Raw genomic sequence first — 12,109 nt, forward strand, 5'->3', positions numbered from 1 at the left:
GTATAATCTTAATAAGTTGAGTTGCTACTTTTTGATGCTTTTTTCCTTTAATAGAATTCTTTTTGAGTAATTTTATTATTGTCGTGTAGTCAATAAAGGATAAATGTCAGGGAGATAATGAATCTCCCTGCAAGGTTATTACAAATGTGTTTTGTAAAAAGGAATTAATTTATCGAGCGCCTGTTTCACAGGTTCTGGCTTATCATACAGGTCGTAATGTGAATAACCTTCAACCACGACCAACTCTTTATGTTTTGAGGCTGCACGACCAATAATTTCGCAGCCGTCACGATAGGCACCAAAAGCGCCCACTCTATCGCCTACTACAACCATTAGTGGTTGAGTTAACAGGACTTCTGCAAGATGAAAAGCATCCCAGCCCACGGCAACAGTCTGATGTGAAAATAGCGAACGATTTACCCCATTAGGCGCACAGCCTCGTGGCGAACGATAATATTCTGTTGCTTCAAAAAGGTCTATTTCTGTTAATCCCGCTTCAAGAGCTGCTTCCGGAGAAGAAGGAAGCAAATCATCTACGCGAAGTTTTGCGCCGTTAGCTTCGTCTGTTCTTTGTTGCGCCATTGCTTCGAGTGCTCCGATAGGATTAAACGCTGTAAATCCCTCACGCATAAGACGCCCGTAGTTTGCACCTGTGACAGTACCAATGGCTTTAATCCGACGTTCTGTCATTGCGGCATTAATGGCATATCCACCTCCACCACAAATACCCAGTACACCAATACGCCCGGCATCAACGTAAGGTAAGGTGGTAAGGTAATCAACGACAATGCTGAAGTCTTTTACTCGCATTGTTGGATCTTCCAGATAACGCGGTTCTCCACCGCTGCTTCCCTGAAAACTGGCATTAAAAGCAATGACGATAAAGCCAGCTTTTGCCAGGGCGGCACCATACACACTACCCGATGTCTGTTCTTTGCAGCTTCCAATTGGATGGGCACTGATAATGGCAGGATACTTTTTTTCACTATTAAAATCGTCAGGGAAATAGATATCAGCAGCTATATCCCAGTAAGTGTGTTTTATTGAAACAGTTTTCATTTCAAGCTCCAGGGATTTGCCTAAACAGATTTAAATATCATTTCTATTATCCGCAACTGGCATTCGTGTTCATATCGCGAACGGCGTAATAGTATGACTTGTATTGGTTATCATCAATGGTCTAATATCTATCACAGTGTTAAGTTAAGGTTTACAATGATGAAAATAGAGCCTTCAATTTTGCCTTCCCTTGCCTGGTTTGCGCTGATTGTTCGTGCCGGCAGTTTTTCCAGAGCAGCCTCTGAAATGGGTATTACGCGGGCCGCATTGTCCCAGAATTTAAAATCTCTTGAGGAACGTCTTAACACCAAGCTGATATACCGTACAACCCGCAATATGTCGCTTACTGAGGAAGGACAGCATCTGTATGAAGTGCTGGTGTCGGCTTTGGGGCAAATTGATGATGCGTTGAAAGATGTCGGTGATACCCAACTTGAACCTACAGGACTGTTGAGAATAAATTCCTCCCGTGTTGCAGCAAGGATGCTTGTTGAGCCTCATATTGGCGAGTTTCTTACTCGTTACCCCAAAACAAAGATAGAACTCATTATGGATGACGGTTTATCTAACATTATTGCGGACGGCTGTGATGTGGGCATACGTCTTGAGCAAGGACTGGATGAGCATATGACTGCCATTCCTGTTTCTCCGCTTATTAAACTGGTTACTGTGGCATCGCCAGATTATTTAAAAGAACACGGTATTCCTGAAACTCCTCAGGAATTGAGTAACCATAATTGTCTTCGGTTGCGGCATAAAAGTAGCGGTGCACTCTCAGCATGGGAGTTTTCGAATGTTGTGGGGGGTAATGAAGAGTTCGAAATAGAGGTGTCAGGTAAGTATATTTCTAATGATGACGAAAGCATGATACGAATGGCGCTGAATGGAACGGGTATCATTCAACATCTGGATTTTGCAATCGCTGAACATATCAATGCGGGCAAGTTACAGCCGATTCTTGAGGATTGGGCCGTTTCATTTCCTGGATTTTATATATATGTTTCATCTCGGGTGAGAATGCCCTCTAAAGTTCGTGCTTTTATTGATTTTATGGTGGAGAAAAGAGTAAAAATAGAAAGTTAATGATGTGTGTCAGAATATCGGTAAGAAGAATGGCGCAATCGTGAGAATACGTTTATTCATAATAAATCTCCTGAAAGTTTAGAATTATTTTCGATACAGCCAGATTATCATTGTTACTAATAATGTGGTTAAAATAATAGCATCTATGCCCCCCTTCATGAGTGTCTGTGAAGAGGATGCTTCTACAAGGAAATCGCCAATGCTCAAAGAAAACTTCAACGAACTGCAAATCTTTCTTGTGGTGGCAAGAGAGCGAAGTTTTACCAAAGCAGCGGGCAAACTCGGCGTCTCTCAGTCTGCACTTAGCCATGCAATGAAGGCTCTGGAGGAAAGGCTCAATATCCGCCTCCTGACACGGACTACCCGCAGTGTGGCTCCCACAGAAGCGGGGGAGAGAATCATTGCCTGCCTTGAACCGCGTATTGACGAGCTTGAACAGGAACTGGAATCACTTATTCAATTGAACGGCACGCCCTCCGGGAATATTCGGTTATCTGCCGGGGAACATGCCGCGCGAAGTCTGGTCTGGCCGAAGCTAAAACCTTTTCTCAGAGAGTATCCCGAAATCAATGTCGAACTGGTGGTGGATAACGGTTTTGTCGATATTGTTGAAGGCCGTTTTGATGCCGGGATACGACTGGGTGAAAATGTTGATAAAGATATGGTTGCAGTCAGGATTGGACCAGATATGCGGATGGCTGTGGTGGGAGCTCCGGCGTATTTTGCTGCAAACCCTGCGCCTGAAACGCCTCATGAGCTACAAAATCATCGCTGCATCAACATGCGTTTGCCAACTGCCGGTGGGCTTTACCACTGGGAGTTCGAGCGAGAAGGGAAACCGCTTCGCGTTAAGGTTGATGGGCAACTGACGTGTAGTCCATTGCCAGAAAGAATTGATGCCGCGTTATCAGGGTTTGGGATCGCTTGTGTCCCTGAAGACATGGTTCAGGAGTATATAAAGTCAGGCAAGCTTATTCAGGTGTTACAGGAGTGGTGTCCAACTTTTCCTGGGTATTATCTTTACTACCCCAGCCGCAAGCAGCATCCGCCAGCTTTTGCGCTGTTGATCGATGCGCTTCGCTACACCGAATAACGGGTCCTTTATCCTGGACCCGTTTGGGTATTAGCGGCCTACGCGTGCCTGATGTTCAGGCGAGTAACGTTCACCGACGATTTTAATTGTTTCCAGCGCCTCGGTTATCTGCTGCGTATCTTTCTGCGAAAGAACAATGTCAGCAGCGGCCAGGTTTTCTTCCAGCCGGTTCAGTTTAGTGGTGCCAGGGATGGGAACAATCCACGGCTTTTGTGCTAATAGCCATGCCAGTGCGATTTGTGCAGACGTTACCCCTTTATCTGCAGCCAGTTCACCTAACAAGGTGACCAGTTTTTCATTGGCTTCAATGGCTTGTGCTGCGAAACGCGGTACGGTGCTGCGGTAATCATCTTTGCCGAAAGTGGTTCCCGGCTTAATCGCCCCTGTCAGGAAACCTTTACCTAGTGGGCTGAAGGGGACAAAACCAATTCCCAGTTCCTCCAGCAACGGCAGAATTTCCTGTTCAGGCTCACGCCACCACATGGAATATTCGCTTTGCAGGGCGGTGACAGGTTGTACCGCATGTGCACGACGAATGGTTTGTGCTCCTGCTTCAGACAGGCCGAAATGTTTGACCTTACCTTCTGCGATGAGGTCTTTCACCGTTCCTGCAACATCTTCAATAGGAACATCTGGATCAACACGGTGTTGATACAGCAGGTCAATAACATCTGTTTTCAGACGACGTAATGATCCTTCAACGGCTTCACGGATATGTTCCGGACGGCTGTTTAAAATCTGCTGCTTATTATCATCGCCGAAGGTAAAACCGAATTTAGTGGCAATTACCACGCGGTCACGAAACGGTTTTAAGGCTTCGCCGACCACTTCTTCATTCAGATACGGACCATACACTTCGGCGGTATCGAAGAAGGTGACACCACGTTCAACCGCAGCACGAATAAGTTCGATAGCCTGACGGGTATCGGTCGCCGGGCCGTAGCCGTGGCTTAAGCCCATGCAACCGAGCCCAAGGGCGGAGACTTCGAGTCCGGATTTACCCAGATAACGTTTTTGCATTGAATGAATACCTCTTTTATCGCGGCTTAAACATCAAGTTTGCGGCCAGTCAGCCATTCCACCATTGCGGGATCGCGGTGAGAGAAGAACGCGCTGGTTGCGGTATCCAGGGCGGTAATTTGCAGCATATCTTCAGGGCTGAGTTCAAAATCGAGAATGTTGATGTTCTCTTCCATGCGTTCTTTTCGCACTGATTTTGCCAGTGAAACAATGCCTCGTTGGTAGATCCAGCGCAGAACAACCTGGCCCACGCTTTTGCCATACTTCTCGCCAATTGCCGTGAGAACAGGATGCTGGAACAGACCATTTTTCCCTTCCGCAAACGGTGCCCAGGCTTCTGGCTGAATGCCACGACTTTGCATCCAGGGAACGGCCTGTAGCTGCTGATTGAAAGGGTTAACTTCAACCTGGTTTACCGCCGGAACGACGTTATTAAAAGCGATAAGGTCTGCCAGTCGGTCAGGATGGAAGTTACTGACGCCAATAGCGCGAATTTTACCGGCCTGTTGCAGCTCTTCCATGGCACGCCAGGCTCCGTGGACATCGCCATATGGCTGGTGAATCAAGTACAGGTCAACGTAATCAAGTTGCAGTCGATTCAGAGAGCGTTCGAACTGGGCTTTGGCCCCTTCGTAACTGGTATCCTGCAACCAGAGTTTCGTGGTGACAAAGAGTTCGTTACGGGCGATACCGCTTTGTTTCAGTGCGTTCCCGACCTGGATTTCATTTTGATAAGAGGCGGCGGTGTCAATCAGTCGATAACCGCTGTTAATAGCGTCAATGACCGCTCTTTCGCATTCGGCGGCATCGGTCATCTGAAATACACCAAAGCCCAACAGGGGCATTTCAATACCGTTGTTCAGTTTTACTTTTTGCATGGTGTTATCCTTCCGTTATCGTTCATGAGAAGCATAACGTAAAGGGAAGAGCTCGATTAGACGGCAGGATTTGTCAGGGGTTATGAACAAAATTCATAAATCTGTTTGAGGGTTGAGATTAGTCGTGCAAGTTCGATATCCCCGGAATTTACAGTCCGATGAATAAAAATGAATGTCCATAAAAAATATATTGGTTTATCCCGGCGTATATACTTACTTCGACGTACTCCCAATAGCAGTTAATTAAAGACGGGTCATTATTATTCACTCTGGATAATGAATTATTCACTGCCCGCAGAGTAAGAAATATAACTTAAGTATCTATTTAATGACTTGCACAAAAAGCTAAATTTTTACCCATAAATAAAAATATAATCCCGCGCCCAACCACCTGATGAGTGGCTACAGACACTGGATATATTAGGTGGCGGTGTACTTTCTTACATAAAGGTATTTCCTTTTCTGTGGAAAAGGAAACCGGGAAATCCCCGGTTTTTCTGACAAGCAGACGCCATTATTTGTGTCTGCCTATGTTCGTTAATTCGTTCATCAGGAAATTATCTCAATGTCACGTTATAAAACAGACAATAAACAGCCACGATTTCGTTATTCAGTTCTGGCCCGCTGCGTGGCGTGGGCAAATATCTCTGTTCAGGTTCTTTTTCCACTCGCAGTCACCTTTACGCCAGTAATGGCAGCACGTGCGCAGCATGCGGTTCAGCCACGGTTGAGCATGGAAAATACTACGGTAACTGCTAATAATAACGTGGAGAAAAATGTCGCGTCGCTTGCCGCTAATGCCGGGACATTTTTAAGCAGTCAGCCAGATAGCGATGCGACACGTAACTTTATTACCGGAATGGCCACCGCTAAAGCTAACCAGGAAATTCAGGAGTGGCTCGGGAAATACGGTACTGCGCGCGTCAAACTGAATGTCGATAAAAATTTCTCGCTGAAGGACTCTTCGCTGGAAATGCTTTATCCGATTTATGATACACCGACAAATATGTTGTTCACTCAGGGGGCAATACATCGTACCGACGATCGTACTCAGTCAAATATTGGTTTTGGCTGGCGTCATTTTTCAGAAAATGACTGGATGGCGGGGGTGAATACTTTTATCGATCATGATTTATCCCGTAGTCATACCCGCATTGGTGTTGGTGCGGAATACTGGCGTGATTATTTGAAACTGAGCGCCAATGGTTATATCCGGGCTTCTGGCTGGAAAAAATCGCCGGATGTTGAGGATTATCAGGAACGCCCGGCGAATGGCTGGGATATTCGTGCTGAGGGCTATTTACCTGCCTGGCCGCAGCTTGGCGCAAGCCTCATGTATGAACAGTATTATGGCGATGAAGTCGGGCTGTTTGGTAAAGATAAACGCCAGAAAGATCCACATGCGATTACCGCTGAAGTGAATTACACGCCAGTGCCTCTTCTGACCCTGAGTGCCGGGCATAAGCAGGGCAAGAGTGGTGAGAATGACACTCGCTTTGGCCTGGAAGTTAATTATCGGATTGGCGAACCTCTGGAAAAACAACTCGATACAGACAGCATTCGCGAGCGTCGAATGCTGGCAGGCAGCCGCTATGACCTGGTTGAGCGTAATAACAATATCGTTCTTGAGTATCGCAAATCTGAAGTGATCCGTATTGCTCTGCCTGAGCGTATTGAAGGCAAGGGCGGCCAGACGGTTTCCCTGGGGCTTGTGGTCAGCAAAGCAACTCACGGTCTGAAAAATGTGCAATGGGAAGCGCCGTCTTTGCTGGCCGCAGGCGGAAAAATTACGGGGCAGGGCAATCAGTGGCAAGTGACGCTCCCGGCTTATCAGGCAGGCAAAGACAATTATTATGCGATTTCAGCGATTGCCTACGATAACAAAGGCAATGCCTCGAAACGTGTGCAGACAGAAGTGGTTATTAGCGGAGCTGGTATGAGCGCCGATCGTACGGCGTTAACGCTTGACGGTCAGAGCCGTATTCAAATGCTTGCTAACGGTAATGAGCAAAAGCCGCTGGTGCTGTCTCTGCGCGACGCCGAGGGTCAGCCAGTCACGGGCATGAAAGATCAGATCAAGACTGAACTAACCTTCAAACCGGCTGGAAATATTGTGACTCGTACCCTGAAGGCCACTAAATCACAGGCAAAGCCAACACTGGGTGAGTTCACCGAAACTGAATCAGGGGTGTATCAGTCTGTCTTTACTACCGGAACGCAGTCAGGTGAGGCAACGATTACTGTTAGCGTTGATGACATGAGCAAAACTGTCACTGCAGAACTGCGGGCCACGATGATGGATGTGGCAAACTCCACCCTGAGCGCTAACGAGCCGTCAGGTGATGTGGTTGCTGATGGTCAGCAAGCCTACACGCTGACACTGACAGCGGTGGACTCCGAGGGTAATCCGGTGACGGGAGAAGCCAGCCGCCTGCGACTTGTTCCGCAAGACACTAATGGTGTAACCGTTGGTGCCATTTCGGAAATAAAACCAGGGGTTTACAGCGCCACGGTTTCTTCGACCCGTGCCGGGAACGTTGTTGTGCGTGCCTTCAGCGAGCAGTATCAGCTGGGCACGTTACAACAAACGCTGAAGTTTGTTGCCGGGCCGCTTGATGCAGCACATTCGTCCATCACCCTGAATCCTGATAAACCGGTGGTTGGCGGTACAGTTACGGCAATCTGGACGGCAAAAGATGCTAATGACAACCCTGTAACTGGCCTCAATCCGGATGCACCGTCATTATCGGGCGCAGCTGCTGCTGGTTCTACGGCATCAGGCTGGACGGATAATGGCGACGGGACCTGGACTGCGCAGATTTCTCTCGGCACTACGGCGGGTGAATTAGACGTTATGCCGAAGCTCAATGGGCAGGACGCGGCAGCGAATGCGGCAAAAGTAACCGTGGTGGCTGATGCATTATCTTCAAACCAGTCGAAAGTCTCTGTCGCAGAAGATCACGTAAAAGCCGGTGAAAGCACAACCGTAACGCTGGTGGCGAAAGATGCGCATGGCAACGCTATCAGTGGTCTTTCGTTGTCGGCAAGTTTGACGGGGACCGCCTCTGAAGGGGCGACCGTTTCCAGTTGGACCGAAAAAGGTGACGGTTCCTATGTTGCTACGTTAACTACAGGCGGAAAGACGGGCGAGCTTCGTGTCATGCCGCTCTTCAACGGCCAGCCTGCAGCCACCGAAGCCGCGCAGCTGACTGTTATTGCCGGAGAGATGTCATCAGCGAACTCTACGCTTGTTGCGGACAATAAAACTCCAACGGTTAAAACGACGACGGAACTCACCTTCACCGTGAAGGATGCGTACGGGAATCCGGTCACCGGGCTGAAGCCAGATGCACCAGTGTTTAGTGGTGCCGCCAGCACGGGGAGTGAGCGTCCTTCAGCAGGAAACTGGACAGAGAAAGGTAATGGGGTCTACGTGTCGACCTTAACGCTGGGATCTGCCGCGGGTCAGTTGTCTGTGATGCCGCGAGTGAACGGCCAAAATGCCGTTGCTCAGCCACTGGTGCTGAATGTTGCAGGTGACGCATCTAAGGCTGAGATTCGTGATATGACAGTGAAGGTTAATAACCAACTGGCTAATGGACAGTCTGCTAACCAGATAACCCTGACCGTCGTGGACAGCTATGGTAACCCGTTGCAGGGGCAAGAAGTTACGCTGACTTTACCGCAGGGTGTGACCAGCAAGACGGGGAATACAGTAACAACCAATGCGGCAGGGAAAGTGGACATTGAGCTTATGTCAACGGTTGCGGGAGAACACAATATTTCCGCTTCGGTGAATGGTGCTCAGAAGACGGTCACGGTGAAATTCAACGCGGATGCCAGCACCGGTCAGGCAAACCTGCAGGTAGACACCGCCGTTCAAAAAGTGGCAAACGGCAAAGATGCCTTTACGCTGACGGCGAACGTTGAGGATAAAAATGGTAACCCTGTTCCAGGGAGCCTGGTGACCTTTAATCTGCCCCGGGGTGTCAAGCCGCTTACAGGCGATAATGTGTGGGTGAAAGCCAACGATGAGGGGAAAGCGGAGTTGCAGGTGGTTTCCGTGACTGCCGGAACCTATGAGATCACGGCGTCAGCAGGAAATGACCAGCCTTCGAATGCGCAGTCTGTAACGTTTGTGGCCGATAAGACTACGGCGACCATCTCCAGTATTGAGGTGATTGGCAACCGTGCAGTGGCGGACGGCAAAACCAAACAGACGTATAAAGTTACGGTGACTGATGCCAATAACAACCTGCTGAAAGATAGCGAAGTGACGCTGACTGCCAGCCCGGAAAATTTAGTTCTGACTCCCAATGGGACGGCGACAACGAATGAGCAAGGGCAGGCTATTTTCACCGCCACGACCACTGTCGCAGCGACATATACACTCACGGCGAAAGTGGAACAGGCCGACGGTCAGGAATCGACGAAAACTGCCGAATCTAAATTCGTCGCGGATGATAAAAACGCGGAGCTCGCCGCAACATCTGATGTGCATTCTCTGGTGGCGGATGGGGTAACGACAGCAACACTGACGGTAACCCTGTTCTCGGCAAACAACCCGGTAGGAGGAACCATGTGGGTCGACATTGAGGCTCCGGAAGGGGTGACAGAGGCGGATTATCAGTTCCTGCCGTCGAAAAATGACCATTTCGCGAGCGGGAAAATCACGCGTACATTTAGTACCAACAAGCCAGGTACATACACATTCACATTCAACTCTTTGACATATGGAGGGTATGAAATGAAACCCGTGACTGTGACAATTAACGCCGTTCCTGCAGATACTGAAGGTGCTGAGGAGAAATAAAAACGACGATGTAATAAATAATAATGGCGTTGACATGCGCAGCGCCATTATTTACTGAATACCTACCCTGGCACCGATTAGACGGTGGCAGGGTAGGGTAAATCTTATGTGATGGAGTTACAGGCTAAACCGGGCGAACGGGGATAAAAATTTCGCAAACAATGTTATTGCTATCAATTTCGACGAAGTTTTCATTGTAATAAAATCGCTCAATATCACTGCCGTTCACTCTGGCTAACCCCCTGGCAGGTAATTCCATCAGATAGAGGTTTCGCGCCCATTCAGGGTAGTGCTCCCACTCACCTTCATAGCGGAAAGAGGCATACAGTCCTCGGTTAATTGTCCACTCTTTCGGCATCTCTGAATCGGTTTGTTTGCATACCGTACCGGCAAAAGTTTCAACTGTGAGCAAATCGACCGATTTTGTTGATGGTTCGAACGTGGAGACGAAATAGATATCCGTCTTAAAATTCTTCATACATCTGACTAAATGATGACGTCGCAGTTTGACTTCTTCATCCGGTAATTTATTCGACACTTCAATATCATATTTAAATGAATTGCCAAAAATAGGTGTCTCAGGAAAGTTGACTAATCTACACTCCGTCTTTTGCTGTTGACGTATTAAAAAAGAAGGGAAGATATTTGCGAGATCCCAATAATCACGGTGGCGGTATTCACGGGGAGAGCAGCCGAATAACTTTTTAAATTCGCGGCTGAATGACTGCTGTGAATCAAAATGCAAAGAGAGTGCAATATCAAGCATAGATTTCGCGGAGAGCCGGACAAGAATGGCGGCACGACAAAGCCTTCGTTTGCGAATGTATTCTCCCAAAGGCACATGCATGAAATTTCGGAACAGAAGCTGGATGTTGCGTCTGCTGTAGCCAGATTTCTGTGCAATATCTTCGATTGAAATAGGGTGCTCAAGATTGCACTCAATCCACTCCAGGAGCTGCTGTAGAATCTTCTGCCTGATCATCACATACTCCGTTAATTCTTTGTCATATCGCACATTTTCGTTATGTCCTGGGCCCTAAGTGTATCAAAAACAGCAAGTCCCAAGGCAAAAGCACTGATAGCGTCTGCTTCATTGCCCCAAAAATAGAGAGGTTTCAGTCCTACATTATTAATGAATTTTTTGCATAAGTGATATCAAAATCCACATACTAATTTGAGGTTACGTTTTAACGTAGACTCATTGTTCATACCTAATGGAGGGACTGACAGTGGAATTTTCCGTATTAAGTAACAATCTGAAAATGCCGATGATGGGATTTGGTGTTTTTCAGGTTACCGATAAAGACGTGTGCAAACAGTCAGTGTTGAATGCTATCCGCACGGGTTATCGACTCATCGACACTGCAGCGGTATACGGTAATGAAGATGCCGTCGGTGAAGCCGTTCGTGAAGCCATATCTGAAGGTTTATGTACCCGAGAAGAGTTATTTATAACGTCTAAATTGTGGGTGCAGGATATGTTGAATCAGGATATTGCAGCAGCAGGTATTGAAGCATCATTAAAAAAATCGGGGCTAGAATACTTCGATCTCTATTTATTGCACCAGGCCATGCGCGATTATTTTAGTGCGTGGCGTGCACTCGAAGATGCCTATGAAGAGGGCAAATTAAAAGCGATTGGGGTTTCCAATTTCTACCCTCATGTTCTGGCGAACTTTTGTGAAACGGTAAGAGTTAAACCGATGGTCAACCAGGTCGAGTTGCATCCCTATTTTGCCCAACCAGAGGCGCTGGCAACCATGAAGTATTATAACGTGCAGCCTGAAGCATGGGCTCCGTTAGGTGGTGGACGACATAAACCCTTTGAAAATAATCTGCTTCAGAGTATTGCAGATGCCCATCAAAAATCGATTTCTCAGGTCATTCTGCGTTGGAATATTCAACGGGGAGTGGTCGTTATTCCGAAATCGACACATCAACAGCGTATCGAAGAAAATTTTGCTATCTGGGATTTCTCACTGACAGAGAAAGAAATGGCGCAAATTAGTTCGCTAGATTTGGGTTATGTTGGGGAATCGGTAAAACATTTTAATCCTGAGTTTGTTCGTGGTTGTCTTGCTGTAAAAATACATGATTGATATTAATCACTTATTTTACCTGAGACGACAAAAATTTTTTAACAGGGGAGTGATATTGATCGTC

Annotated in this window: 8 protein-coding genes; 4 read left to right on the forward strand and 4 right to left on the reverse strand. The window is 47.4% G+C overall.

What is annotated here, in order from left to right; translation table 11 throughout:
• Window positions 1-138 precede the first annotated feature (138 nt).
• The gene (locus ACJHX4_RS00515) at window positions 139-1,059 is read right to left on the reverse strand and encodes an alpha/beta hydrolase (protein WP_000860035.1); all 921 of its coding nucleotides are present in this window, start codon (window positions 1,057-1,059) and stop codon (window positions 139-141) included.
• A 156-nt stretch (window positions 1,060-1,215) separates the two neighbouring features.
• Here ACJHX4_RS00515 and ACJHX4_RS00520 point away from each other — a divergent pair, with 156 nt between their 5' ends.
• Window positions 1,216-2,142 carry a LysR family transcriptional regulator gene (locus tag ACJHX4_RS00520; RefSeq protein WP_001524125.1) on the forward strand — a complete coding sequence of 309 codons (927 nt, stop codon included), beginning with the start codon at window positions 1,216-1,218 and terminating at the stop codon, window positions 2,140-2,142.
• 199 nt (window positions 2,143-2,341) lie between these two features.
• Entirely contained in the window at window positions 2,342-3,235 is an 894-nt protein-coding gene (locus ACJHX4_RS00525) for a LysR family transcriptional regulator (RefSeq protein WP_000910713.1), read from the forward strand.
• A gap of 30 nt (window positions 3,236-3,265) precedes the next feature.
• On the opposite strand, the gene ACJHX4_RS00530 is transcribed toward ACJHX4_RS00525, so the two are convergent.
• Together ACJHX4_RS00530 and ACJHX4_RS00535 are read right to left on the reverse strand one after the other, a co-directional pair.
• Window positions 3,266-4,255: an aldo/keto reductase gene (locus ACJHX4_RS00530; RefSeq protein WP_001172283.1), complete on the reverse strand. Its 990-nt coding sequence runs from the start codon at window positions 4,253-4,255 to the stop codon at window positions 3,266-3,268.
• 26 nt (window positions 4,256-4,281) lie between these two features.
• Complete coding sequence (locus ACJHX4_RS00535; protein ID WP_001174452.1) at window positions 4,282-5,133, reverse strand: aldo/keto reductase; 852 nt, start codon at window positions 5,131-5,133, stop codon at window positions 4,282-4,284.
• 565 nt (window positions 5,134-5,698) lie between these two features.
• Between ACJHX4_RS00535 and fdeC the strand changes: the two genes are divergently transcribed.
• The gene (gene fdeC, locus ACJHX4_RS00540) at window positions 5,699-9,946 is read left to right on the forward strand and encodes an inverse autotransporter adhesin FdeC (RefSeq protein ID WP_000092553.1); all 4,248 of its coding nucleotides are present in this window, start codon (window positions 5,699-5,701) and stop codon (window positions 9,944-9,946) included.
• 124 nt (window positions 9,947-10,070) lie between these two features.
• Here the strand turns inward: fdeC and ACJHX4_RS00545 are convergent, their stop codons facing one another.
• Window positions 10,071-10,928 (reverse strand): helix-turn-helix domain-containing protein, encoded by an 858-nt coding sequence (locus ACJHX4_RS00545; protein WP_000620995.1) that lies wholly within the window; start codon window positions 10,926-10,928, stop codon window positions 10,071-10,073.
• Between the two features lie 247 nt (window positions 10,929-11,175).
• On the opposite strand from ACJHX4_RS00545, the gene ACJHX4_RS00550 reads away from it, so the two are divergent.
• On the forward strand, window positions 11,176-12,045 hold the full coding sequence (locus ACJHX4_RS00550; RefSeq protein ID WP_001295799.1) for an aldo/keto reductase: 870 nt from the start codon (window positions 11,176-11,178) through the stop codon (window positions 12,043-12,045).
• Window positions 12,046-12,109: the final 64 nt, after the last annotated feature.

The organism is Escherichia sp. WS2035, assembly GCF_046487065.1.
Lineage (GTDB): Bacteria > Pseudomonadota > Gammaproteobacteria > Enterobacterales > Enterobacteriaceae > Escherichia > Escherichia coli.

Bases quoted from the DNA above. Each gene is read 5' to 3' on its own strand.
- ACJHX4_RS00515 (WP_000860035.1), bottom strand. From the start codon at position 1,059: ATGAAAACTGTTTCAATAAAACACACTTACTGGGATATAGCTGCTGAT.
- ACJHX4_RS00520 (WP_001524125.1), top strand. From the start codon at position 1,216: ATGATGAAAATAGAGCCTTCAATTTTGCCTTCCCTTGCCTGGTTTGCG.
- ACJHX4_RS00525 (WP_000910713.1), top strand. From the start codon at position 2,342: ATGCTCAAAGAAAACTTCAACGAACTGCAAATCTTTCTTGTGGTGGCA.
- ACJHX4_RS00530 (WP_001172283.1), bottom strand. From the start codon at position 4,255: ATGCAAAAACGTTATCTGGGTAAATCCGGACTCGAAGTCTCCGCCCTT.
- ACJHX4_RS00535 (WP_001174452.1), bottom strand. From the start codon at position 5,133: ATGCAAAAAGTAAAACTGAACAACGGTATTGAAATGCCCCTGTTGGGC.
- fdeC (WP_000092553.1), top strand. From the start codon at position 5,699: ATGTCACGTTATAAAACAGACAATAAACAGCCACGATTTCGTTATTCA.
- ACJHX4_RS00545 (WP_000620995.1), bottom strand. From the start codon at position 10,928: ATGATCAGGCAGAAGATTCTACAGCAGCTCCTGGAGTGGATTGAGTGC.